The sequence below is a fragment of the Paenibacillus chibensis genome (assembly GCF_004001045.1).
Taxonomy (GTDB): domain Bacteria; phylum Bacillota; class Bacilli; order Paenibacillales; family Paenibacillaceae; genus Paenibacillus_AQ; species Paenibacillus_AQ chibensis.
In genome coordinates this window covers 1-26,182 of record NZ_BIMK01000049.1, presented here as the reverse complement: position 1 = coordinate 26,182, position 26,182 = coordinate 1, and the positions used below count along the sequence as shown (strand labels likewise).

Genomic DNA, 26,182 nt, shown 5'->3' with positions numbered 1-26,182 from the left:
ATAATAATACTTCTGATTTTTTCATTGTCCACTCACCTCACAAAAATTATATCCGATGTCCTGCATGAACAGCAAAAAAGCGGAGATTGTAAAACTCCAACAGAAACTCCCCTCAGTGGTAGTGCCATCACAAGCTGCTTCAAGAACCCTCCCCAACCTTGATGATGTTATCAACAACCTTGAATAATGATAAAATAAATTGAATGCGTTCTCACAAAATTGTTTATAACTACCTCCCAACACCTAATGCAGAGAGGAGAATTCCCATATGGATTTCCGTAATCCTCCAGGACAGTATGACACGGAAGTTCACAAAAAACGCCATGAAGATAACAAGGAGAAAGGCTTCGGATCTTTTAGAGGTTTAGTTTGGAATATAGTTAACTTGCTCATTGCTATCGCAATTATCGTTCTTATTGTTGTCCTTGTGGAAATCTTCTAATAGCAAGTAGCCAAGCTTGAAAAAACGGCCATTTCGCAAACGATGCGAACAGAGGCCGATTTTTAGTTCTGAGATTTTAAAAATCGCCACTGACGGCCAAATTCCGCCAAAAAATAAAAAGCTACCGAGAATTCCTCGGCAGCCTCAAAGCTTGTCCTGAGCTTATACACCCAGCAAGCGCAAATGGTTAATCTTTTATTTGTTTGGCGATATCAAGTAAAGGCTCAAAGCTGCTATTTGGACTGATGGTCGCAATGCAGAAAATGTGAGTATCGGTCAGGACATAAACTATTTTTTTGACGTCATTCTCCACAGTTAATCCTTTATAACCATTGATTTCAGTATCCACCACCGTGTGGTTTTGAGAATAAATTCGTTTGAAGACATCAGCCTGTTGCTCTGCAGTCGGTCGATCCAAAGGATTTTGAGCAAGTCTGACTTCCGTTCCATCTTGAAGAGTGTAAATCGTTGATAGCTGCAAGGTATCCCCGAATTTTTGAGCAAGCGTGTCCGTTTGTTTCACAACCTGAAAACTTGAAGAAACACTTTTCAATAATGAGTTTCCAACTAAATTGGGAATAAAGTTCTCCCCTGTCGGAACACCATGAATATCCACATTCTTAATTAGAGAATCCGTTTCTTCTGCTGGAGGGGAAGTCACCCCTTGTGTTGAAGTTTCAACTTCAATTTGTTGTTGCTCTGCAACAGATGGTTGTACAACGGAAGTTCCATGGTCAGCGTAAGACTTTAATACAAACCCACCACCCAAGACAACGGCACTGGCTAGAGTTACAGTAATAACAATTTGTTTTTTCATCGTTAACCTCCTAATTAATAAACTCTACCAGAAGAGATTACACTGTTCGTCGGATCATACACTAAAGAATATGACATACTAGTCTCAGTTGATAAATAGTTGGCAGTATAGGTTGTGCTATAATGTTGAAACCAAAATGATACCTCTGTATTGTATACAAGATAATTACTCATATTAGCCCACGTTCCTGATCCAACAACACCATCAGCGCTAAGACCCTCGCGACTCTGATAAGATTTTGCCGCCGAAGTAGTACCTGATCCAAAACTTCCATCGACATTACCTACGGTGCTTGAGTAACCAGAAGCCCACAAATTAGCCTGTAATGCCCTAACATACCCTCCGGTGGAACCCGATTTCACTGTAGGAAAAGATCTGAAATCTTGTGCAGGATATGCACTCGCTGCACTCGCAACACCCAGAGAAGCGACTAATGCTCCTAACAGAAGAGTGACAGATTTACGCTTCATTAATAGCCCTCCTTATTTGATAGATCAATTTATATAACGTAATGTACACCAGGTTCGTTATGCTTTTTTCTATATTTTCCAGTTTATCCATTAAAATAAGCATAATTACCTAGGACAATAGAATGAACAGGTGGAATCTATAATAGAAAAGGTTTGTGAGCGGCCCTATTTTCATTCAAACGGCATTTCACATGACTCATAATAAAAAAAGCATAAAATTTGCTTGCCTCAGGCAGAGCGTTGCTACAATCTGCAAAGAAATATAGGCTCTCTCAAGATGAGTCGAGCATCTATCACCATGTCGACAGAACTTATATTCGGAACTAGAGAACGGAGAAATAGCGCCCTCTTTGCTCAGATTACGCATTAGCAAGGTGCTTCAGGTTATATATAACATCGGTTCTGGTAGAGAGGTATGAGAGAGTGTGGAGGAATAGCTACGTTCACCGGAGGATCATCTGAACTTCTTTCATCAGGCAGGTTAACCAGATGTGCTTCTCCCCATAGCGATGGTCATTATAAGCGAAAGGCTCAATGGCGATTTGCATCTCCTCTTGCAGCTCACGCTTCAGGCATTCCGTCGGGGGTCTCATCTGCTATAAAACTCTGAGGTGGTAATCTATTAGCATAACTACTTCCCTCAAAATAAAAGATTGTACATATAGGAGGGTTCCCCTTTTGATCCAATCTTTAAAGCCCGATTCATCAGTGGCACGATCAAGCAGGCCTATCATGATGAGATCCGTAGCCGCAGCCATTATCGAAAAAGAACACGGACAGTTGTTAATCGCCAGAAAAAAGGCGGGAAAGCGGAGTTATAAATTCCAATCCTTCTGCGATTATTATTGCTGGTTCACTTTTGAATACCTTTTTCTGAAATAAAACAATACCCTCCGAAACTATTCCGGAAGGTTGCACCTTTAACTAGATAAGCAGGCTCAATTCGGTTTTAATAACTACTTACTGGGTGTCGAATCGTATCCGTTAATACGAAGGAAACCTAGCCGTTCTCATTGGCGTTTAAGGTAACGCAACGGAAATAAAATATCTGCCAATTCAGAATTTTAGGCTATGACATTCGCCTTATGCTTCCGGTAAATCCAGCAGCTCTTGAAAAATGTTCGTCTTAATCGTTTCAGCGTCACTGACGGTGATGAGCGGAATGCTCTTCCCGATGGCTTGCTGAAGGCCCCAGTATTTTTTGATGGACTTCTCCCTCGTCTTGCTCCGCCAAATTCCGTCATTATATGTAATCTCAAAATGATTCTCCAACCGGTATGGATTCTGAAAAAGCCAATGATCCGAGACGGCAGGTACCCGCTCCCACAAGGACAGATCATATTGAAACCGTGACAGCGCAATCTCAGGGTATCCTTCTTGTCCTTCCAAGTCGATCTCAACCACAAATACAGGCCCTTCCTTTAGATCGGATACGTGATCATTTCCCGCTGAAGCTCCGTCCAATTGATAGATTTTAATAAAATCACTGAGCAGCCACCCTTCCTCATAGCTGTCGGACTTCCATCTCAGAAATTTGGGTACAAGCGGAACAAACCCTAGCTCCTTGCCGACCATATCCATTTCACCCATGAGCAAAGTCAAATTTTTATACGTTGTGCGCAGCACTTCGACCGCGCGGCTGATATTTTCCCCGCGTTCATTTATTGTATACATAATTTCCCTCCTGAATCTCCATGTTTATCGGCCAATGGATTTGTAGTTTCGCTCCTGATTGTTCATTGAATATGTATGCCTTCTCATCAAGCGAGATTTTGTGAATGCCGGTTAGAACTCCTCTGAAGCGTTCAAAACCTTTTTTGACCAATAGATCGATCAAATCTTGAATGATCCTCTGTTGGCCCATATCAAGAGTGGCTATTTCAATAGTTTTCAGTTGTTCCAATACATTTTGCCAAGCCAGGAAGCCCAATTGGATATGAGATGATATCAGCGAACGCTCCTTCATATCCATCTCGACAGGGAGCAAAATCTGAAATGGCGCCAAGAATAGGAGATAAGCGGAACGCCCGCCACGGATATCCTCAAGCAATCTGGAGTAACGCACGAGCTGGTGGCAGCTCTCTTCCGGCGTGATCATCTCCTCTGATTCGTCGTCTTCCGAAGACAGGCCGCTGTAATACTTCACTTCGATGCCAATGACAACATCAGGATGTTCCAGGATCAGATCAATTTCACCCTCCGCATGACGGTACCAGAACTTCAACTCATAATCATAGTTTTCGGTGGTATCTAAAAATCTCTCCCAGAATGGGTCTAGAGGACTCTGCTCGACGTTCTTTAAACGAACCGCCCTTAAGACCTTCTTCAAACCAACCTGAAATGGTAAATAGCGAATAGCACCAAAAAAGTCGCCGGTCAGCTGGTCCTCCAGCCGGTCGGACAAGTTACTGCCGGAGCTAGAGATTTTGTGGTGGATTTCAGCGAGCAAAAGGTTCTCCCCCCTGTTGGAACAAACATTTAGAATTTATTTATGTCATTCATTATTTCCGGTATTTAATCCTCCGTCTCGATCAGCAGAATGCGCTCCTGAAACTTGCCGCGTTCTTGCGCTTTCTCGTCGCGCACCCGATTCAGATCCTGTTCCGTAGCCCCATGGACGGACGCCAGAGCATAGATCACCTCCAGCATGTCCGCCAGCTCCTCGACGGCCTCGCGGTCCTGCCCGGCTGTTATGTATTCCTTATGCTCTTCCTGGAGCTTTTTTCTCAGCTCCGCAATATATTCTTCCTGGTTTAGCATCTTGGTCGTATACTGCTTTCCCTGTGCTCCAATGATGTCCGGAATCAAGTCCCGCACTAGCTTGTTGTATACCGGCATGATGTTTTTCTCCTCCCGTGTTCGTAGGTCCTGCTGTAGAGGCATTTTTCAGGTCATGGTTTGAAGTGGATGCTCCAAGCTGCTCGTCCTCTATTCTCAGCAGCATCGATTGGAAATGAGGTGCTCCTTCGCCCATGTCGCGTGTATGGAATTCCTCGATCCGAAAATAACCTTGGACCTTCATGCGAATCTCCTCATCAGGGTACATGGCAAAATAACGCTTCGGCTCATAAGCATCCTGCTCCCAAATCCCGTCCGTGTCCATCCCGCCGTACAGCCCTAAGTAGAACAAACCGCCCGGCTTCAATACACGCTTGATTTCCGTGAGCACATCCGGCAGCTGCGCTTTCGGCACATGCAGCAAACAGTTCATGGCATATACCGCGTCAAAGGAGCGATCCGCAAAATCCAAATCGTAAAAATCCATCACCCGTGCGTGCAGCCCCTTTTGCCTGCATAAACGAACCATCTCTTCGGACAAATCGACTATCGTCATATCGAAGCCCTGCTCCTGAAAAAACAAACTGTCACGCCCCGGCCCGGCTCCAATCTCCAAAACGGTTCGAACCTCATTCGTCCGGAATGCATTCAGCACTTTCTCGCGTTCTTCAACCTTCCAGCCTTCCAGGTTGGATGCATTTCTGAGTTCTGCCTGATTGTCGTAGGACTGCCGGAGAATGATTTTGATATCCGCGGTCTCCGTATGATCAGCACCGGTTCTTGGACCTGAAGGTTCATTCTCTTCGATTAACATGTTAATGAATGCAACATCCGCCGGCGCGAAAATATATTCGCCAAGCTCATCCCGCTCCACCCAACAGACTTCGTCATGATCGGTCAGCTTGATGGTGCCACTGATGAACCGCGCCTTGTATCCGATTAACCGGATATGCTTCTCCCCATAGCGATGGTCGTTCGTTCCGAAGTACGCGTATGGCTCAATGGCGATCTGCATCTCCTCAAGCAGCTCACGCTTCAGGCAATCCACCGGAGTTTCGACTTCCTCAAGCTTTCCTCCCGGAAACTCCCAAAGCCCGGCCTGTGGCTTTCCTGCCTTTTTTCTGGCGATTAACAACTGTCCGTGTTCGTTTTCGATGATGGCTGCGGCTACTTGGATCAAAAGGGGAACCCTCCTGTAATTAACGCTAAAGAATGGTAAATCGATAACAATAGATTAGCACATTTGGATGAAGAAAGAGGAAATATGCACAGCAAAAAGTCGTAAGTGTGTTGATTCTTCCGCAAAAATAGAAGTGCCGTGTTTTAGACTACAACATGCTAAGGACCATACAAAATGAATATCCCGTGCCTCTTGTAGCATCTTATGCTTCTCTGTCACTAATTCTCTTAAAACCAACAAAAAAGCGCCCATCATGGGCGCTTTTCACATTCTCCGCTCCGTACCGCTTATTCCCCTTCAAGCCCAGACAATGTCTGTGCCGCAAAATGGTAAAACGCCATGGCGTCCTCCCCATTAGCAAAACCGGCCTGCGCCATCTTGTCGCTGCCTCCGCCTTTACCGCGGTAATCGTTCAGATGCTGCTTGAAGAACGCACCGCAAGCGAGTTCGCTTTCTCCACCTCGGACGAGAAGTACCTTATGGTCCGCGCCGGATACGAAGAGCACAATCACATCAGCTTGGTCGGTGAGCTTGGCCGCCAGGCTTTGCATATCCTTCAGCGGCTTGTCCGCAAAATTGTGCTTGATCAGGCTCCCTTGGCGATCTGCCAACAGCTTGCCAGCCAGATACGCGTCGTTCTCCGCCTTCACGGCAATCAACTCGGCTTGGAGCTGCTTGTGCTCCTCATCCATTTTCGCAATCCGATCCGGAATCTCTTCCTTGGCGGTCTTGAACCTCGTGGACAAGCTGCCGAGAATCTCCATGCCGGCATTAAATTCTCTCAAGGCACGATAGCCGCATTTAAAATAGATACGCATATTCCCTTTCTGCTTCTCCACTTTCAGCAGCTTGATCACACCGATTTCACCCGTTGCAGAGACATGCGTCCCCCCGCAGGCGTTATATTCGATCCCTTCGATCTCAACGATCCGGATATCTTCCGTGACCTTCGGCTGCTTCACCAGCGGCAGTACGGCCGCCTGCTCCCGGCTCACGAAATAACTCTTTAACTTACGGTTCAGGTAAATCTGATCATTGACCTCGAGCTCCAGCATCATCAGCTCGTGCTGTGGCAGATCCGACCTAGCGATATCAATGGTGGCGTAATCCTCACCCAGGTGAAAACTGAGCGTCTCCGCCTGGCATGCCTCCAGACACATGGCCGATAGCAAATGCTGTCCGCTGTGATGCTGCATATGGTCGAACCTTCTCCCCCAATCCAAGCGGCAGCCGACCTCTTCCTTCTCGGGAAAATGCTCGACTTTATGCAGGATCTCCCCTTCCTCCAGTACGACATCCAAAACCGGAATGGTATCGATCCAGCCCAAGTCACAAGGCTGCCCTCCGCCATGCGGATAAAAGGCCGTCTCCTCCATGACCACATAGGCTCCGTCCTCCCGCTCCACTTTGCGCGTGATTCGTGTCTCCCATTCCCGGATGTAGGCGGATTCGTAATATAGCTTCTTCGTCATTTTCATGTCCTCACTGTTCCAAGGTTAAATTCACTCTGTTTCCAGCTTACTATAAAAAGGTTGCGAAGCGCCAAATTCCCCTACAAAAAAGACCGCCTGCCAGCGATCTTTACTTCCCCGAATGAATTATTAGCTCCAGATGCAACGACACGTCTCATCTAAATGGAAATTATCTTGGGCTGGTATGTACAATTGATTACTCCACTTTACGCAATGTCAATTTATATCACACATTCTAACTGAATGCCAATCTAAAAATAAAAATCGTAAACATATTGTAATGTAATCTAACATCAATATATAATGTGTTCAATCAATTTACTGTTGTGTAAGGGAATATTACATTATATCTAGGAGGCTCATCATGCGCAAAAGATCCAGAAGTCTCAAATTCTTGACAGCAGTCGCCTTATCCGCAGCTTTGCTGCTGGCGTCCGTTCAAGCACCTTCCGCCTATGCGGCCGCATCCGGCGAACATTTGACCGGTTTGGAAACCGTGCTACAGCCCATTATCGATGCGGCGGAAGCACATGGGGTCGGCGTATCGGTCGATATCAAAGATTTAAGCGGTACATACGGACACGAGACCATCGAGCTCGGTTCCCAGGACGCCTATTACTCCGCAAGCATTATCAAGCTGGCTTTGATTGCAACCCTGATGCAGGAGGTGGATTCCGGTCAGCATTCTCTGGACGAGAAGCTCACGGTAAAACCGGAAGATGTTGTCGGCGGGGCGGGTTCGCTGCAGAAGGAGAAATTCCCGCAAGATGTGACGATCGGACGGCTGGCGAAGCTGATGATCATTCAGTCCGACAATACCGCAACGAACGCCCTGATCGGCCTCGTCGGCTTCGACAAGGTTAATGCGTTCATTAAGAGCCAGGGCTTCACCATCACCCATCTTGGACGCAAAATGATGACCCCGGCCAAATCGCCTGCCGAGGACAACTATGCGAGTGCGCCTGAGATGCTCACTTTGCTTGATCGGATCTATAACGCGGAGGTGGTGTCGGCGAAGTCCCGCGACCAAATTCTGGAGTGGATGAAGGCGCAGGAGGTCAATACGAAATTTGGCGCCGTTCTGCGGGGCAAGCCGATCGCACATAAGACCGGGGAGCTTGGGTACGTTAGCCACGATGTCGGCTACTTCCTCATTCCTGGCCGTGAGATCGCGATAGCTGTACTTACGAAGGTGCTGAAGCCCGAAGATAACGGTAAAGCTGAGGAACAAGGCAACCCTTACGTGCAGCGCATCGCCAAAGCAACCTATAACTATCTTTCCGACCATCCGGCATCTGCTGCGTCTACCGCTTCGGCGTGGCCGGCCATGTCTCTGGCCGTCGCCCCAATCATCGACACTGCCGAGAGTAAGGGCATCCGCGTGTCGGTCGGCATCAAGGACTTGAGTGGGCAAGCCGGCGGCGCCGAAGTTCATCTGGGATCGCTGCAATCATACATGCCGGCCAGCACCATCAAAATGGCGCTTGTATCGACCCTCATGCAGCAGGTGGACAAGGGCGCATTGACGCTCGACCAGAAGGTGACGGTTAAGCCGGACGATGTTGTCGGAGGCACGGGATCACTCCAGAAGGAGACTTTCCCACAGGATGTGACCATCGAGCGGCTGGCGCGGCTGATGATCACCCAGTCGGACAACACGGCAACCAACGTGCTAATTGACGTTGTTGGATTGGATAAGGTTCAAGCACTCATGGATCAATTAGGTCTCCAAACGATGCATCTGGGTCGTAAAATGTTCGCCGCGGCGCCGACGCCGGAGCAGGACAACTATATCGACGCAGCCGACCTCGTGACGCTGCTCGCCAAAATCTACAACCATGAGTTTCTGTCCGCACAATCTAGCAATCAGATTATCTCTTGGATGAAGGCACAAGAGGTGAACACGAAGTTCGGCGCCGCACTGCCGGATGCCCCAATCGCCCACAAGACCGGCGAGAACGCGAACGTGACCCATGACGTAGGCTATTTCCTCGTGCCGGGCCATGAAATCGCCATCTCCGTCATGACCGAAGTCACGACGACGGGCGATTTCGATGAGGCACAGGCCATTGGCAATCCGGTCGTGCAGTCCATCGCCAAGGCGGTATATAGCAGCCTGACCAATCATGTGAAGTTCACGGATGTGAAGCCCGGTTACTGGGCGGAATCGCTGATCGAGAGCGCCGCTGCCGCGAATCTCATAAAGGGAACTACCGGCAGCACGTTCAGTGCGGAGCGCGAAATTACCCGTGCGGAATTCGTCTCCCTGCTTGGGCGCTCCCTCGGTTTGACCGCTTCCACCGGCGCTCAGCCGTTTGCCGACGTCCCAAGCGAAGCCTGGTATGCGTCAGACGTCGCTGCCGCTCAAGCGGCGGGCATCGTGCTCAGCTCGGACGGCTCCTTCCGTCCGAATGCTTCGATCAGCCGAGCAGAGGTCATGGCTCTGATCACCCGAGCCTATGAATACAAGCATGGCCAAGTCGCCGCACCTTCGGCAACCGCCTCCTTCCAGGACGCGAAGAGCATTCCATCCTGGGCGAGCGAGGCTGTCGCCAAAGCGGTGTCCCTGCAGCTCGTGAACGGTTATACGGACGGCTCCTTCCGTCCGGGCAATCCGACCACAAGAGCCGAAGCGGTGAAGCTCGTCGCAGACTTGCGATTTAAATTATAATCCGAAGCTGGATCATGAGTGAGAAGGGCGCGAAAGACCTGTTAATTCAGGTCTTTCGCGCCCTTTTTTTTGCGGATCCAAGAAACTAAAACTATTTTATCAAGTTTAAGATTAATAAAATGGGTGATTTTGTTCCATCTGAAAATCTAAATAAACCTGTAGAGCATGCTTGAATGCAAGCGAGCCTTTATATCTTAGAACTCTTTCATCTTTGGTATCCGATTGTTCCTCATTGATGATTTTCGATAAAGTTACATGCTGCGACTCTACTTCAGTTATACCCAGCAACTTAGTTGCAATTCCAACGAATGTCTCTTGCCTAATTCCTTGTATGTCCAGCTCTGGCAGGATCCCCTGCATATAAGAAATAAACATTTTATTGGGAGCGACGACCAGGATATCTTCCGGCTTTAATGTAGATTCATAGCGAAATAGCAAGTAGGAAATCCGGTGAAGGGCAACACTAGACTTACCACTGCCCGCTACCCCTTGCACGATAACTGGATGATCCATAGGCAGGCGAATAATCTCGTCCTGCTCTTCTTGCAGTGAAGAGATGATTTCCTGTATCTGATAGCCTTCCGTCGTTTGGCTGAGTATTTCTGTAAGGAATTGTTCATTTGAGATATCCGCAGATGGATTGGAAAGGCTATGTTGTGATCCAGAAACACGGGGCCTCTCTACTTTACCAACATCAACTACTCTTGATACACGATGTCGTTCCATCGTAATTTGCCTCTTTCCCACAAGATTGCCGACTCCGAGCCATTCTTTTTCCCCGCCGGAATAAGTCGTATATAATTTACCAAATTCGGAGCGCCAGTCTATTACGATCTCTTTATCACTATAATCATCACCGATTGCCGTTTTGCCAACGTAATAGTGAACGGTACTACCATCAGCTTGAATGACATCCATCCGACCAAAATAAGGATGAGCACGGGCCGCTTTAATCTTATCCATTCGTTCCTTTTTTCTTTGTTGAATGATTAAATCCGCTTTTGAATGATTTACATTCTTATTAATAGAAATGCCTTCTACCAATTTGTCGATTTGTGCTAGTTTTTCCTGCAAAACGCTTTGCTCATGCTGTAGTCTGGAGTCCACCATAATTTTCCCCTTCCCAAGAACATACGTCTATTTGTTTTTGAAAAGTACTCTGCTCTTCACGCTAACAAATTGTTCCCTTTGATTGGATACGACATAAAACCCTCGTTCAAAGCGGATTCATGATTCAGATCATATACCAGCGTTTAAGACTAAAGCGTACTCTGGATCTAATGCTGTTCCGATTTACTCATATAACTTGCTCCACTTTTTCAGTCGTTCCTTCATCCGTTCCCTGTAGGACACGGGGGCCAAAATTTCCGCATCGGGACCATACTGGCTTACCCAAGTGATAAATTCCCGATCATGGTTTACAGTTACCTCAAACAGTAGACTTCCATCAGGCAAATCCGTCATTCGAGGCCGAACGAACATTTCTTCTTCCTTTATGTAACGAGCTACGACCGGCGAAAACTTCACTTTGAAATGGATCTGGTCGTTTCCGCGTTCAATCGACCATGTATTTTTCAAGTAATTTTTGATATTAAAATCCCCGCGGTTAAAGGTACGGTTCGTCATCTCTATCGAGCGAAACCGGCTCAATCGGAACGTTCTAACTTCTTCTGCGTGGTGACAGTACCCAATGAGATAAAAACGCTGGTCCCTTGGGACAAGATAATACGGATCAATATCGCGCTCCGTCTGTTGATTTCGGCTTTGCGTATGGTAAACCGCCGTGATTGTCTTTTCTTCCACGATCGCTTGGATCACTTGAAATAGAAAGTTCGGTGCATCCTCCCGATAAGCTGGAGAACCCATCTGAATAATGTCGGTTACATGTTCCAACAATTCCCGGTCTCGCCTCTTTTGCCTGAAATGAGCGGCCATAACTTTATCATAAGCCGTGTCGAATCCCGGCGGCATGTTGCTTTGATCGACAAATGAAGGCAGCATGGAGAATACCATGGCCTCCTGTTGCGTCCAATTGAACGGATATACGGCAAAATCCCCAGCAAATGTGTAGCCTTTACCGTATCCAATATTCGTAATTGGCGCCATTGAATCCAATGAACGCAAATCGCGATATATCGTTCTTTCTTCAGTTTCGCATCTGTCTGCGAGTTCCTTCGCGTTAATTCCAGGCCTCGCCTGAATCGCATAAATAATTTTGAACCATCTGAATAGTTTGTCTGACATAGTCCAATTCTCCTATGTAACTTTCGTTATAGTATATACACACTTCGACAAAAGGCCTCCATATCCTTCCAAGGAACTAAAAATAATGAAATCTTTTGGAGAACTTTAAAAAGAGCGAACTCCAAAAGTTTGAAGTCCGCCCTAGTATATCTACAACACCACATACCGCCCAATCCCCACAAAATACAGCCCGGCTTCTTTTACATTTGAAACCAAACGTATTTCCCCATTCGGATGCGTATACGAGGACTTGGGGTCGATAAAAGTCGACAAAAGATTGGAGTGACGCCTCTTCAACATGATCTGTTTTGAAATCAACAATCACCCAACCGTCATCCTCTTCGAACAAAAAATCGATTCCCCCCCCGAAGGAATGCCTGTTGAACGGCAGTATCTTCTCCCGTTGAAGCAGCGGCTGCTTCGGGAAGAATGTCCTTTGCCGCAAATCTATTGAAAGACTTCAGCTCATCAGCGCTTTTTCTAAGTAACAGCGGCAGCTCAAACAACCTACGACGCGCACTCAAACTCCGCTTCCAAAGTTCGCTTGATAGAAAGGTTCTTACAATACGAACGGCATCAGGTATATACTCCGTCACTAGTCCCTCTTCACTCGCAAGCACATGAACTGCCGCTTCAAGATCCGACTCGATCAATCCTTTACCCATCAACTCAATAGATCGATGAACGACGCTGCCGAATGCCATGCCTCTCCCCTCGGAGGTCCATTCCGGACGTTCGTGGAGAGTTTTGGTCTGACCGGTTACCGACAGTAACGAATAGGTGGGCCGACTGATCAGCTGCAGCTGATGCCGCCGGGCATCCCGAACGCTCGGAAGATCCGGTCCATCGGTTAGCTCCGTCTTTGCCGCACGGATAAAATCAGGGACCTGGAGTTCCCGAAGCTCTTGCAGGCCTAGCAATTCTACAATAAAGACCCCATCATTCGTGATGGGCGATCGCGTTGCTGAACTAGTAGGCTGTCCTCCGTACTTATCCAGATCTGTTGAAAACCTCTCTATTGGTCTGGCATATTACTCGTCGGCTAACCTGTTCTCGGCATGGATAAAAAATACTCCTGGAGCGCATCTCCAGGAGTAACAGATTTCAAACGATATTATGCAACCTAAATCATCGGAGACCCAACAAAAGCCTCCCCTGCCCAATCACCCCATAAATCGGCTCCCGCTTCGCTTCATCCACCCTCGCAAGCGGCGAAAATGCCGCAATCCGCTCCGCCAACCGGCTTCGCACGACTAAATTATGCTGCAGCACCCCCCCCTGCAATATCACCGCAAAAGGAGCTTCGTCCTCGGACAGGCCAAGCTTCTGCATCACCGCCTGCGCTCCCAGAAACAGCTCATCAGCTGCCGATTCGAGAATTCGGCGGGCTGGCGCATCACCTTCTTGGGCCGCTTCGTCCACGAGCTTACTCAGCTCCGCCGTCTTATCCACGCTGTAGGCAGCGGAGTAAGCCCAGTTGAACAGCTCCTCTTCATTGTGCAGCTTCAGGTGCTGAAGCAGCTTCGCCGTTAGCGACGTGGCGACGCCTCTTCCATCGTATCCGCGCAGCACGGCCCGGATTCCCTGCTTGCCGATCCAGTAGCCGCTGCCTTCGTCGCCGACGCGATGGCCCCAGCCGCCTGCGCGGGCGCTGTCGCCCTTGGCGTTGATTCCGTACACAATCGAGCCGGTGCCGGCGATGATCAGGATGCCGGGATCACCGCCGGAGGCGCCGAGCAGGGCAGCGACGCCGTCGTTGTCCACGACGACGCGATCTGCCTGCACCTGTGTGCTGGCGAGCGCTTCGTGGACAAGCTCCTCAATGATGCGGCGGTCGTAGGCGGTGTCGAGGCCTGCGAGCCCGAAGACGGCGCAGGCAACCTGCAGCGGTCCGTCTTCCTCCGCTGCAGGGGTATGTTCTGTCGGGGGTACAACACGTGAAGATGCCGAACTCGCATCACGCTTCCCTACAGCCAGCTGCCGCTTAGCCTCCCGGATCGCCCGCGTCAGCTCTCGCGCCGCGGCTTCGCGGCCCACGCCCTGGTAGTTGCAGGACCCCGCGCGCCCGCTTGCGAGCATGCGACCTTCGGCATCCGCGAACACGGCCAGGCATTTCGTTCCCCCGCCGTCCACGGCCAGCAGGGGAATCATTGCCGGGTTCATCGGCTGACGCTCCAGCCGGCCAGCGAACGGTCCAGGTTCTCCAGCGCGCCCGCCGTGCTGGCACGGGCCGCGTCCAGCCAGTGCTCCTGTGTCTGCTGGCTCTCCTTCCGCTTGGCGATGACGCTGCGAATTTCCGAAGGAGCCGGTCCGCCGGGCAGGGTACGGATATCCACGAAATGTACCGGGTCCAGCGCCAGCCGCAGCTGCTCTGCGGTGAGCGATAGCTTCCGCCCGATAACTTGCAGGGCGATCTCGTTGACGAGCTCCAGCGTGATTTCGTTGGCGGCGAGGCCTTCGGCGACGGCGTGCTTCACGAGGCGGCTCACGATATGGTGGGAGCCGCGGAAGGATAAGCCGTCGCTGCGTACCAGCGTATCCGCGAGCTCGGTCACGATGGCGAAGCTCCCCTCGGTGCGTTTGCGCAGCACCTCCTTGTTGACGTCCACTGTCCCGATGACGCAGGACAGCAGGCGGTACATCCGTTCAAGTACCATTAGCGCCTTCCAGGCATACGGCTGCATGTCATCCTCGGTATCCACGATGTCGCCGAACGGGGTATTGTGCATCATGGTCAGGACGGTTTGGGTGTTGCCGACGCAGCTGGAGAGCAGTGCGCGCATATGCTCGAATGAGACCGGGTTCCGCTTCTGCGGCATGATGGAGCTGATCTGCACGTACGGGTCGGCTACGCGCAGCATGCCGAATTCCTGGGTGCACCACAGCAGGAAATCCTGTGACGATCTGCCCAGGTTGATGGCCGCGAGCTGCACGGCGGTCATCATCTCGCCGACGTAATCGGCGCCGCCGATCGCGTCGTACGAGTTGTAGATCAGCTCGTCAAAGCCGAGCAGCTCCTGTACCCGCTCGCGACTGATCGCGAAGCCGGAGGTCGTCAGCGCCGCCGCTCCCATGCTGCTCCGGTTGCAGTTGGCGTAGGCCGCCTGCAGCCGGCGAATATCGCGGTCCAGCGAATCCGTCACCGCCATGATGTAGTGGGCCAGCGTGGTCGGCTGCGCCTGCTGCGTATGGGTGTAGCCGATCATGATCGTGTCCGCATGCTCCTCCGCGAACGACAGCAGCTGGCTCTTGAGCGCAAGGGCTCCGCGAAGCGTCACGAGCAGTTTCTCCCGCAGCACGATCCGATATATCGCGATGCCCATATCGTTGCGGCTGCGGGCCAGATGCAGGTTGTCGGCAATGTCTCCGGCCGCTGCATGCAGCTCATGCTCGACCTGAAAGAACAGGTCCTCGAATTGTCCGGTATATTCCGCTTGGCGAAGCCCCTCCAGGTCAAGGCTGCGAATGGCTGACGCGATCTGGCTGGCCTCTTCTTCACTGACGAGCCCTTGCTCCTTCAGCATAATCAGATGTGCTTTGTTGATGGCCATCATGGCTCCAAGCAAGCTCGTCTTCGCTTCGTCAAAAGCGGGTTCGAGCACGGCTTCCGTATACGTTCGTCCCGGAAAATGCCCGCCTTCCTGCTGCAAAATCTGTTCCCGAATCCTCATGTTGTCCCATTCCCTTCCTTCGTTTTATGTATCGATCGATATAAAATGAATCTAAGGAAGTAAACATTTTACTTCGTGCAAAGTAGCCGCTGCGGTTCCGGATCGTTCTTTCGATCGCTGTTGCTCCCGGATTTCTTGATTGAAATGAGTTCATGGTCGATATCCGCTCACAAAGGCGAACGCTAACGCTTCTTCTGAACGATTCCGTCTCCTCCGCTACTTTAGCCGTACATTCATTCGACCTCTTCGTAGCAACTGTACATCCTAAGATTCATCTTGAACAAACCCTCAACATCTCTTCCTCATCCCAACATCCAAGGTGCGGCGCGAAGCACACCGCTTCGCGCCCACCCTTTTTATGCAACCTAAACTCGATTCCTCAACATCCTATAAGTCCAAACCCATCACTTGCTGCTCGCAGGAGCAGTCGTCCCCACGGACGCTGCGCCCTGCTTCAAGCTGATCATATTCACGAACATACGGATCGAGCCCGGCACGAGGCTCGGCATTTCGCGGTACCAGACGAGCGAGCTGTACGTATAGGTTCCTTTGCCGTAATTGGCCGACAGGAATGTGCCGGTAAATTCTTTTTCGCCCGCATCGCCGTTTGAGATCAGCTCCGTATACTCCTTGCCCCATTCGGACGGGTTATAGGCGGAGCGGTCCTGGATCCAGTTCTCCCAATCGGCGGCCGTGATTTTGTTTGGCGAATTGAAGATCGGATGATCCGGCGCCAGCATAGTCACCTTGGAGTTCTCGTCCGTGACGCGCCACTGGATCAGCGGCTGGCCAATCGTAATCGGATACGGAGCGAGCTCCGGCGACCATTTGTCTTCCGGCTTATGATACTGCACGACCAGGTTGCCGCCGTTCTTGGCAAAATCGAGCAGACGCTGGTTGCTTGGAATCAGCTCTGGACGGAAGGCGTATGCCCGGATACCGAGCACAATCGTGTCGTACTGCGACAAATCGCCGAACTGAATCGTTTTGGCATCCAGGTTCGTCACGTTGACGCCTACTTGGCGCAGCACTTGGTCGATATTATCAAACCCGCTGGAGATGTAGCCGACCTTCAGGCCTTGCGGCACCTTCAGATCGAACGCCTGGATGGCGAGGTTCGCCGGCTTGACGTAATATGTTTTGCCGATATGCGGATATTGGATGACCTGCACCGTTCGGCTGCTGTCCGTGGCACTAATGCTTGATATCGCCGACAGGCTGTAGCTTCCCGCCTTTACACCCGCAGGCGCTTTGACGGTGAACTCGGCTGTCTTGGTTTCGTATTTGGCCGCGAACTTCAGCTCCTGCACCGCAGGTTCAACAGTCCAGCCCTCCGGCGTTTTCAGCGATACTTTCGACGTCTCAGCACCCGGCGCGTAATTCGTCGCCGTGACCTTCACGGATACGGCATCTTCCGGCTTCAGCGTGTTCAGCACCGCCGCTTCCGGGCTGAGTGACAGCGCAACCGGCGGCAGCACCGCGACCGCATTGTCCGGAACCGCATGCAGCGTCGCCGGCGTTCCGAACGCTTCATACCGGATATCCGCGGAAATGAGCGGCAGCGCATAAGGATTGAAATCCTCGACCTGCTTCGGCACGGTCACCTCGAACTCCGTTTTGACTGTCTGGTTCTTGCCCAGCTTGTCAAAGCTCGCCGCTCCTGCCGCCTTCGCAGTCCAGCCTTCAGGCACGTTCAGCTTCAGGCTGACCTTGCCGACGTTTACGTCGCCGCCGTTGAAGGCGGTAACGGTTACTTTCGCGGTTTGCCCCGGAACGAGCTCTCCGGTCTCCGGCTTCACCTTGACGACGACCGAGGTCGCTTCCTGGCTGGCTTTGTTGAGCTGTCTTTCCTTGACGTCCAGCCGGTGCAGCAGATCGGTTTTCGCAGATGCGTCCAAAGAAGAGGACTTCACCAGCTCGACTGCGGTTTGCACGTCCGCTTTCATCTCATGAACTTCGCGGGCAACTTGATCGAATGCGGGATAGGCCGCGATCACTTCGTTTGCGTCCTTTTGCAGCGTGTTCAGCTGCTTGGCGACTTTATTGTCTTTTCCTTTGGCATTGATTTCTTTGGACAGATCGTCGAACGTGAAGGCGATGCCGCCGAAGAGCGACGTTTCCGGCTTTTCGCTTGCCTTCTTGCCGTCGGCTGCTGCTTCCAGCTTGTAATACGCCGTTCCCTGACCTTCGTCCACCTGTCTGCCCATGCCCTGGCTCTTGTGCATATAGCGGGATTCCTCGCCGAGCTGGGCATAGGAAGCACCGTACAGCTCATTGTATGCATTCACCGGCAAAGAGACATCGTACGCCTTGTCCGTGGCAGGCACGTACAGCTTTTTCGGCTGCCAAGGCTGCAGCCCTTCCTTCAGCTGCTCCGGGAACACCTGCGGGTTGCCCGCATCCTTGAAGGCCCGTACGGTCAGCACGTTCACCGCGCGGTGATGGCCATGCGTCGACTCCTCGTTCAGGAACGCCGGAATGAGCACGTCCGGACGTTTCTCGCGGATTTGGCGGATGAGCCGCTCGTAAGCGACGTCCTCACCCCATTTGGCCAAGGTTTCGTCCGGGCTCTTGGAGAACCCGAAGTCAAAAATCGGATCGTCCAGCTTCTGGCTCAGGTTCGCCAGCGTCACGTTGGTAATTTTCGACGCTTCCTGCAGCTCCCGCGTACGGATGATGCCGAGGGCGTTGCCAAGCTCGCTGCCGATTTCGTTCTGCCCGCCCTCCCCGCGGTTCGCGATCACGCTGTATGTATCCACGCCTAGACCCAGCGATAGGTACGCGAGCGTCGCGCTGTGCTCATCGTCCGGGTGAGCCCCCGTGTTCATTGCGCTTGCAACGGTGGTAAGCGGCTTGATCGCTTTCCATAAATCGACCACCCCCCTGTCGGCGGATGCTTTTCCCGGACCGGCCTGCAAAGCCAGCGTTCCGGCCATCACCAGGCTTAGTGATGCTGCCATCCATTTGTTCGCCGTGCGTTTCTTGCTTGATTGATTTGGACTCAACGTTACTTCTCCTCCTTCAAGCATGCGAGTTTGTATCATTATCGCGGCAGGCCCGTACGGAATGGGACAAGCCAGAGCCGCGCAATGAAAGGAACTTGTACCGCTTCAGGTTCAGGAACATCTATGGTCAAATCGCAGAGCCGGCATTACCGCCGGTCAGTTTGCGGGAAACATAGAGCACGAGAATGATCATGACGATCTGCAGCACGCCGTAGGCGCAGGCGGTTCCGAATTCGAACGCGTACATCCGCTGGAAAATCTCGACCGAGATCGGCGTCGTCTTGTTCGTGTACAGCAGGATCGAGGCGACGAACTCGCCGATGCCTTCCACCAAGGCCAGCAGCGTGCCCGCCAGGATGCCGCTCAGCGCCATCGGGAACACGACGCGGCGGAAGGTGTACCACCAGGAAGCGCCCAGGTTACGCGCCGCTTCCTCCACCGAGCGGTCGGTCTGCATTAGCGTGGAAGACGTCGAGCGGAAGATCAGCGGCAGATGCCGGACGAAATAGGCCAGCGGCAAAATCCAGAACGTGCCGATCAGCACCTGCCCGAACGAGAATGCATTCGGCTCGCTGAACGCCGTGATCAGGTTCACGGCCACGACCGTGCCCGGCAGCGCCCAAGGCAGCATGATCAGGATGTCGAGCAGCGTTTTGCCTTTGAAGCGCATGCGCACGATGGCGTAGGCGGCTGCGACGCCGAACAGCAGATTGCCGATCGTCGCCGCGATGCTGATTTTGAAGCTGTTCGCGATCGGGCGCCACGTTTTACTGTCGGTGAACAAATCCTTGAAATGATCGAGCGTGTACGACGGCGGCAGCACCTGGGTCGTCCACTTCCCGTCTTCGGAAAAGGCGAGCAGCACAATCACGAGGATCGGCAGCATGAGCACCAGCACCCCGAGAAAAGACAGCACCATCGAGACGTTGCGCCCCGCCCGGCTTTTCACCTCGGTCCGGTGTACGCTGACGCCCTTACTCATGTTCTGGTAATTCCGCGCGCCCTGATACCATCTCATCAGGATGAGGAACAAGACAGACACGATGGACAGCAGCGTCGACTGCGTCGCGGCCATATCCAGGTCTCCGTTCGTGCGCGACAGGTAAATCTGCATCGTCATCGTCCGCTCGATCCCGAAGATCAGCGGCGCCGTGTAGGACGCCATCGAGATCATGAACACGAGCAGCGATGCCGCGACGATGGCCGGCGTAAGCATTGGCAGAATCACCCGCCGCCAAATGGTGAAGCGGTTCGCGCCCAGGTTCGCGGCAGCCTCCTCCAGCGAAGGGTCAAGCCCCTTAATCGCCGAGGACGCGGTCATATAGAAATAGGTGTACATCGTAAACGTATGGACGACGAGCACGCCCCAGATGCCTTTCAGCGTGAACGGCGGCTTTTCCAGATGGAGTAGATGCTGCAGTCCCCGCGGGATGATCCCGCTCGAGCCGTACAGAAATTCAAAGGACAGCACCCCGATCAGCGGCGGCAGCGCCATGGGTACGAGGACGAGCACCGACAACAGCTTGCGGCCGGGAAAATCATACCTTTCGAGCAGGAACGCCATGCTGACGCCTACGATGCCGCAGGTGACGACGCTGAGCACGGAAATGTACACGCTCGTCCACAGCGCTTCGAGGTTCGCGGTATGCTCCAGGCTGAAGAAGCGGGAATAATTGTGGAGCGAAAAGCTCCCCTCCTGCTTGATGCTCTGCAGGAACGTCTGGAAAAACGGATACACGACATAGGCCAGCAGAATGAGAAACAGCGGCGCGATCAGCACGTAGACGAAATGCGGCGACGTCGTCAGCGCGCTCCAGCGGCTGTTCGGGCGCAGCGGCGGCTGCGGCCGCGGTTGGGGCTGTGATTGAGGCTGTGGTTGGTTCATGGGTTCGGCTCACCTCCTATTCCAGAAAATAAATGCTCTCCGGTGCCACGGCTAACCGCATGTCCTCACCCGGCTCCCTCATCCGCTGCCCCTGCCCGACGAACAAGGCTTTTACGGACAGCGGCCCGGCTTCCGCGATCACGTTCACGCTGACGCCGGTGAACTCCGACAGCCGCACCTTCACGGATAACGTATTGGCTGCGCCTCGTTCAGACGGGCCAGCCTCCCGGATGGCCTCCGGTCGCACCGACAGCGTGACCTTCTGTCCCGCCGCCAGCTTGCATGCGGGCGAGGCGTTCGCGGCGAGACCCGTCAGCAGCACATCCGGCGCGATCCGAACGTCCGCCTGGCCGCCTTCCACGCGTTCCACCGTGCCCTCCCACAGATTGGTTTCGCCGATGAACGAAGCGACGAAGCGGTTGGCCGGGCGGTTGTATATTTCAAGCGGCGCGCCGATCTGCTGCACGACGCCGTCCTTCATGACCATGATCCGGTCGGACATCGACATCGCTTCGGATTGGTCGTGCGTAACGTAGATCGTCGTGATGCCGAGCTCCAGCTGCAGCCTTTTGATCTCCTGCCTCGTCTCGTCCCGCAGCTTCGCGTCGAGATTGGACAGCGGTTCGTCGAGCAGGAGAATATTCGGTTCGATCACCAAAGCTCGCGCGAGCGCGACCCGCTGCTGCTGTCCGCCCGACAGCTGGTCGATGCGGCGCTCGCCGTATCCGTCCAGATGCACGAGCTTCTGTGCACGCGTCACCTTCTCGCGTATCTCCGCCTTCCCCTGTTTACGGACTTGGAGACCGAAAGCAATATTCTCGAACACGGTCATGTGCGGGAATAAGGCGTAGTTTTGAAACACCATGCCCGTGTTGCGCTTGTTGGGCGGCATGTTCGTCACGTTCTGTTCCCCGAACAGGATGCGTCCGCCGCTGGGGTAGTAGAAGCCGGCGATCATGCGTAAAGTGGTCGTCTTGCCACACCCGCTCGGGCCGAGAAAGGTAAAAAATTCGCCTGGCTTGATATGTACGTCTACGTCCTCCACACCTTTGGCCCCGCCAAACGTTTTGCTGACGCGATCCAGCGTGACTCCGATCATAACGTTAGTCCTCCTTCAATTCGTTTCGCATATCGATGCAGGCCTCTTCGGCCTTCCATGTACAATCGATCGGGCATATCAGCCCGCCGGAACATCCGGCAGACCCGGCGGGGATCTCCCCCGCCGCTGCCTCTTGTATCTCCTAAAACGTAGACCCTATTCGTTATTTTCCGCCCTTGCCCTTGATGTTCTCGTCCCAATGCTGCATCCATTCCTTCTCTTTGTCCGCCAGCACCGTCCAGTCCAGATCGAGCGACTTGGTATCGAGGTTCTTGTACCAATCCGGGAACTGGCTCTTGTCAATGTCGGTCCGGGTCGGGATCTGGAACAGCTTGTCCGCCTTTTCCTTCAGCTGATCTTCATCGAAAATGAAGTCGAAGAACTTCTTCGCGTTCTCCATGTTCTTGGCGTCCTTGACGATGCCGACGCCGTCCACCAAGATCGGCGCGCCGCTGGCCGGATAGATGTAATCGAACGGCTGCTTCTGCATTTCCTTCTGGATCAGGATGTCCTGCAGGTTCCACAGCGACAGCTTTCCTTCCTGGCGAGCCAGCTTCAGATACAGCTGCGTCGGGTCCTGCGTGTACTCTTTCGTGTTGGCGTCAAGCTTCTTCAGCCACTCGTATCCTTTGTCCGGGCTTGCCGGGTCCTGGCGGTAAATCATCGCGTCATAAATCGTCCGCATCGTGCCGGACGCCATCACACCGCGGATCAGGATTTGATCCTTCCATTTCGGATCGAGCAGGTCGTCCCAATCCTTCGGCGCATCCTCCTTCTTCAGCGCCTCGGAGTTGTACATGATCACCTCGGGCAGCAGCATTTCGCCGTACCAGCGGTCCTGAGCGTCTTTGTATTCGGCCGGGATGCTGTCCGCATAGCTCGGCTTATACGATTCTAGCAGGCCTTCGTTCGCCGCCGTAATAAAAGAGGACTGCGTGCCGCCCCACCAGAAATCCGCCTGCGGATTGGCCTTTTCGCCGCGCACCCGTTCCATGATCTGCTGCGCGCCCATTGTCATCACCTCGACGTCGATGCCCGGGTTCAGCTCCTTGAATTTCGGCACGATCTGCTCGACGACGTTTTTGTCGCGGGCGGTGTAGATGACGAGCTTCTTCGATCCTTTGGAGCTGCTATCGCCGCCCGATGCGGACGGCTCCTTGTCGCCTCCGCCGCATGCCGTTAAACCGACCGTCATCGTCAATGCCATGGACAGCATGCCGAGCTTGAACCATTTTTTTGTCATTGTTCAAATCCCCCTTGGTTTTAAGAGCACATAATGGGCCCATTTTAAATGCCAAAATTTTAACTACCGGCCGGCATGGATGCGAATGAGTGCGCCTCAAGCACGCTGTGCACCGCGCCCATCAGGCCCGCGCGCTCGCGCAGCTCGGCCAGGCGGATGTCCGGCACCACTGGCACCCACTCCAGCAGCAGCTCGCGGATCCGATTCAGCCCCGCTTCATCCAAGTGAAGCATCTCGCCGCTCAACACCAGCATTTCGGGATCGAGTACGCTGACCGTGTTGGCGATGCCGGAGGCCCAGCCGTGATACACCTCGTTCAGCAGGACTTCTGCGGGCGCGCTGCCTTCTCTGCTAAGCCGGATGAGCTGCCGCAAAATGCCCGCCTCGGGATCGACCGGGAGGCCAAGCGCTTGGGCTTTGCCGTGAATGCCGGTAACCGAGAAGTTCCTCTCGAACACGCCGAATTCGCCCTTACGGCGGGCCGGCGAGTCGCCGATCCGCATGTAGCCGATTTCCCCGGAGGCTTCCCGGCTTCCCCGGTACAGCTGCTTGTCCAGGATGATTCCTGCGCCGATGCCGGTGCCGACGTACATATAGACCAAGCTGGAAACGCCAGCCCCCGCACCGCCGAAAAATTCACCCTGCGTCATCATGTTGACATCATTGTCGAGCACGACCGGCAGCCGCAGGCGTTCCTCGATTTCCCGGCCTACCGGCAGGTCCATCCAGCCCGTGCTCGGGGCATGGCTGACGGTGCCGCTGCGGCGCTGGGTGATGCCGGGAAGGCCGACGCCGATGCCGACGACCCGGTCGCGGTCGATCCCGCTTACTGCGAGCAAACGCGCGAGCGTCTCCTCCAGCGCCTTCAGCGCAGAGTCCCCATCCACCGGCTGTTTCAAGCGGGTATGCCGCTGCGCGATCAGCTCGCCCTTCATGTCGGCGACCGCCATTTCGAGCTCGCTTCCCTCGAATACAGCGCCAACGACCGCATATGCCTGCACATTGTATTCAAGCAGGATGGGTCTGCGCCCACCTTTGGATTCCCCGGTGCCGACCTCGCGAATCAGCCCTTCCTGAATCATTTCCTCCACGAGCGCCGACACGCAGGGCCGGCTGAGGTTGGTTTTTGCTGCCAATTCGGCTCGTGACAAGCGGGGCTCCTGCCGGAGCTGATGCAGTATGCCTTCCCGGTTCATCTGTTTGACGAATTTGGTGTTTCCGGTTCTCCCCCTGATCACGATGTCATCCACCACCTTACTTTGTTAAAATAACTAACAAATTCAAATTTAGGCTCAGTATATGAATACACTTCCAAAACATCAATACGTTTACCCATAAATGAGAAATCCTTCCTAAGCGTCGAAAACAATCGAATTCCACGTTTTTCCTCCACTTTTTCTGATGGATGAATGCCCCATTGCCCCGAGCGATGCGGATTTTCCACCCATCTCCATCTCGGGAATATCTCCTCGGATTGGCGGAATATCGTCCAAAAACGTTTTTGGTTCACTACGACTTTCTTCCCCGAGCCTTTTTTCCTGTTTCCGAATTTCAATCCCCCATATTGACGAGAAAAAAAGGTCGACAATTGGGAGTAAATACCTGGAAATTAAAAGTGTCTCTAAACCAGACATTTACTACAGCGTTATTAGCTTCTTCGGACCTGGAAACGAATGATAGTTCATACTTGGAGCTTTGACTGTTTAGGTATCTCCCTTCAGCTTTACTTCTTGGGTTAAATGCCGTTCCCACCTCTTCCCAATCTACAGGGCGGGCTATAATCACCTTACAAATTCGGTGCCATGAGCAGTTGCTCAGAATTCTGGTTATTTATCTACAAAGACAACATCACCAACAAACTATTTCCCAAGTGGGAGTTTGAATACGATGCCAACACGTCTGAGAGTTAGTTATACCGCAACGAAAAGAGGCAATTGAACGATTGAACGAAACTTCGCGGATGCTAAAGAGTTCCAAGGGTTTACCTACTTATCTTTGTGCTCGTCTGCCAAAAACCAAGAAACAACCCCTGGTTACAGTGGTCGCACAGAACATGAAGAAGATGGCGCTAGGTTGATAGAAAAAAAAGTTAATCCAGCGTTTTTTCGCCAGATAAATATGAGCAACAAAAAAAGCCAGACTTTATATAGAGACCGAGGTTTTCGACGCTCTTGTCTTCGTGGGGCTTTTAATCTCAATATAGATTTATATATTGGTTATCCGAAGGACCACAGGCGGTTTTAGTAATTATTCCACGGAATTGGAATTAAAACAGTCACTCACAGCTTATTCCCCCTAAATTTCAGGTAAGAAGTTGTTGGAGGAAGAAACTTTCTAACTGTTGCAGCAGAAGAATGCCAGTTGTTAAATACAGTTATAAAGATATAAGCTAACCGGGCACCACAAGTAACGCCAGCGTTCTTTTGAGCGAGTATACATAAAGTTAAATAAATCTTTCAGTTTGATTAATATACAAATTATTACATATTATTATATAAATAAATATTTTTACATTATTTATGTAACATCTTCCAGATAATTTTGTTTAATATATTAGATTCAATAAAGTAGGCATTTATATAACATATTTCTAGGAGGTAACAAATGAAAGTAAAAAAGAATACCTTTGTAAGGAAAGCTAGCACAGCTGCTCTAGCAATAATGATTTCTGTAATTACAGTCACTCCAGTATTTGCACAGGACAATGATATTCAAGGACCGGAAAAGATTATTCAAGGTTATCTCAAAGAGCACAATTTGAATTTCCCATTGGGAAGTGAGGATTATCACACTTTTTTATTAAATATTAAATGGAACGAAATTGATGAACTAAAAAGCAATCCAAATTATGATGAGATTAGAAATTATGCAATACAGTATGAAGATGAATCCTCTTTTGGTAAAAAGAACAGTGAATTAGAATCGCTTGAGTACAAAATGCTACTAGAAAACTCTAAGGATATATCCGAGTACGAACCAAAAGCTAGCACCCTTCAGACTAGTTATAATAGACAAGTTGCAGTTAACTATGCCTTAAATTGGGCAACTAACGGCGGAAAAAGCCGTAACCCATCTTATGAGGACTATAGTAATGACTGTACGAATTTTGCTTCACAAGTCTGGTTTGCCGGTGGGAATAACATGAGAAAACCCACCTCCATACCAAGCGGTTGGAACGAGAACACCGCATATTGGTACTTTGTAA

21 protein-coding genes are annotated in these 26,182 nt (G+C 51.8%); 3 read left to right on the top strand and 18 right to left on the bottom strand.

Annotated features, from left to right (window positions below; translation table 11 throughout):
* Positions 1-268 precede the first annotated feature (268 nt).
* The gene (locus PCH05_RS27455) at positions 269-442 is read left to right on the top strand and encodes a hypothetical protein (protein ID WP_164766801.1); all 174 of its coding nucleotides are present in this window, start codon (positions 269-271) and stop codon (positions 440-442) included.
* A 187-nt stretch (positions 443-629) separates the two neighbouring features.
* On the opposite strand, the gene PCH05_RS25950 is transcribed toward PCH05_RS27455, so the two are convergent.
* The 7 genes from PCH05_RS25950 to PCH05_RS25910 form a co-directional block, all read right to left on the bottom strand.
* On the bottom strand, positions 630-1,259 hold the full coding sequence (locus PCH05_RS25950; protein WP_127607427.1) for a hypothetical protein: 630 nt from the start codon (positions 1,257-1,259) through the stop codon (positions 630-632).
* Positions 1,260-1,273: 14 nt separating this feature from the next.
* A complete protein-coding gene (locus PCH05_RS25945; protein ID WP_127607425.1) occupies positions 1,274-1,729 on the bottom strand; it encodes a peptidoglycan-binding domain-containing protein in 456 nt (151 codons plus the stop codon).
* Positions 1,730-2,812: 1,083 nt separating this feature from the next.
* Complete coding sequence (locus PCH05_RS25930; protein ID WP_127607423.1) at positions 2,813-3,403, bottom strand: hypothetical protein; 591 nt, start codon at positions 3,401-3,403, stop codon at positions 2,813-2,815.
* Positions 3,387-4,178 (bottom strand): NERD domain-containing protein, encoded by a 792-nt coding sequence (locus PCH05_RS25925; RefSeq protein WP_164766800.1) that lies wholly within the window; start codon positions 4,176-4,178, stop codon positions 3,387-3,389. The genes PCH05_RS25930 and PCH05_RS25925 overlap by 17 nt, the downstream gene beginning before the upstream one ends.
* Before the next feature lie 65 nt (positions 4,179-4,243).
* Positions 4,244-4,489, bottom strand: coding sequence for a nucleoside triphosphate pyrophosphohydrolase (locus PCH05_RS25920; protein ID WP_307719591.1), 246 nt, complete (start codon positions 4,487-4,489; stop codon positions 4,244-4,246).
* Positions 4,431-5,687 carry a methyltransferase domain-containing protein gene (locus PCH05_RS27815; RefSeq protein ID WP_246049955.1) on the bottom strand — a complete coding sequence of 419 codons (1,257 nt, stop codon included), beginning with the start codon at positions 5,685-5,687 and terminating at the stop codon, positions 4,431-4,433. Before PCH05_RS27815 ends, PCH05_RS25920 begins: the two co-directional genes overlap by 59 nt.
* A 287-nt stretch (positions 5,688-5,974) precedes the next feature.
* The gene (locus tag PCH05_RS25910) at positions 5,975-7,159 is read right to left on the bottom strand and encodes an alanyl-tRNA editing protein (protein WP_127607431.1); all 1,185 of its coding nucleotides are present in this window, start codon (positions 7,157-7,159) and stop codon (positions 5,975-5,977) included.
* Positions 7,160-7,523: 364 nt separating this feature from the next.
* On the opposite strand from PCH05_RS25910, the gene PCH05_RS25905 reads away from it, so the two are divergent.
* Positions 7,524-9,830: a serine hydrolase gene (locus PCH05_RS25905; RefSeq protein ID WP_127607417.1), complete on the top strand. Its 2,307-nt coding sequence runs from the start codon at positions 7,524-7,526 to the stop codon at positions 9,828-9,830.
* 111 nt (positions 9,831-9,941) lie between these two features.
* On the opposite strand, the gene PCH05_RS25900 is transcribed toward PCH05_RS25905, so the two are convergent.
* From PCH05_RS25900 to PCH05_RS27450, 11 genes are all read right to left on the bottom strand, one after another.
* Positions 9,942-10,940, bottom strand: coding sequence for a helicase domain-containing protein (locus tag PCH05_RS25900; protein WP_164766799.1), 999 nt, complete (start codon positions 10,938-10,940; stop codon positions 9,942-9,944).
* 183 nt (positions 10,941-11,123) lie between these two features.
* On the bottom strand, positions 11,124-12,074 hold the full coding sequence (locus tag PCH05_RS25895) for a helix-turn-helix transcriptional regulator (RefSeq protein WP_127607412.1): 951 nt from the start codon (positions 12,072-12,074) through the stop codon (positions 11,124-11,126).
* Between the two features lie 332 nt (positions 12,075-12,406).
* Complete coding sequence (locus tag PCH05_RS25890) at positions 12,407-12,778, bottom strand: hypothetical protein (protein WP_127607410.1); 372 nt, start codon at positions 12,776-12,778, stop codon at positions 12,407-12,409.
* Between the two features lie 424 nt (positions 12,779-13,202).
* The gene (locus tag PCH05_RS25885) at positions 13,203-14,237 is read right to left on the bottom strand and encodes a BadF/BadG/BcrA/BcrD ATPase family protein (protein ID WP_127607408.1); all 1,035 of its coding nucleotides are present in this window, start codon (positions 14,235-14,237) and stop codon (positions 13,203-13,205) included.
* Entirely contained in the window at positions 14,234-15,745 is a 1,512-nt protein-coding gene (gene argH / locus PCH05_RS25880) for an argininosuccinate lyase (protein WP_127607406.1), read from the bottom strand. The genes PCH05_RS25885 and argH overlap by 4 nt, the downstream gene beginning before the upstream one ends.
* A 404-nt stretch (positions 15,746-16,149) precedes the next feature.
* Positions 16,150-18,681, bottom strand: coding sequence for an NEW3 domain-containing protein (locus tag PCH05_RS25875; protein WP_246049957.1), 2,532 nt, complete (start codon positions 18,679-18,681; stop codon positions 16,150-16,152).
* A gap of 196 nt (positions 18,682-18,877) precedes the next feature.
* Positions 18,878-20,635, bottom strand: coding sequence for an ABC transporter permease (locus tag PCH05_RS25870; RefSeq protein ID WP_127607402.1), 1,758 nt, complete (start codon positions 20,633-20,635; stop codon positions 18,878-18,880).
* 16 nt (positions 20,636-20,651) lie between these two features.
* Positions 20,652-21,734: an ABC transporter ATP-binding protein gene (locus PCH05_RS25865; RefSeq protein ID WP_127607400.1), complete on the bottom strand. Its 1,083-nt coding sequence runs from the start codon at positions 21,732-21,734 to the stop codon at positions 20,652-20,654.
* 163 nt (positions 21,735-21,897) lie between these two features.
* The gene (locus tag PCH05_RS25860; RefSeq protein ID WP_127607398.1) at positions 21,898-22,977 is read right to left on the bottom strand and encodes an extracellular solute-binding protein; all 1,080 of its coding nucleotides are present in this window, start codon (positions 22,975-22,977) and stop codon (positions 21,898-21,900) included.
* Positions 22,978-23,036: 59 nt separating this feature from the next.
* A complete protein-coding gene (locus PCH05_RS25855; protein WP_127607429.1) occupies positions 23,037-24,218 on the bottom strand; it encodes an ROK family transcriptional regulator in 1,182 nt (393 codons plus the stop codon).
* Positions 24,212-24,487, bottom strand: coding sequence for a hypothetical protein (locus PCH05_RS27450; protein ID WP_164766798.1), 276 nt, complete (start codon positions 24,485-24,487; stop codon positions 24,212-24,214). Before PCH05_RS27450 ends, PCH05_RS25855 begins: the two co-directional genes overlap by 7 nt.
* A gap of 1,094 nt (positions 24,488-25,581) precedes the next feature.
* On the opposite strand from PCH05_RS27450, the gene PCH05_RS25850 reads away from it, so the two are divergent.
* A partial coding sequence (locus PCH05_RS25850) for an amidase domain-containing protein (protein ID WP_174806311.1) occupies positions 25,582-26,182 on the top strand: 601 nt, incomplete at its 3' end.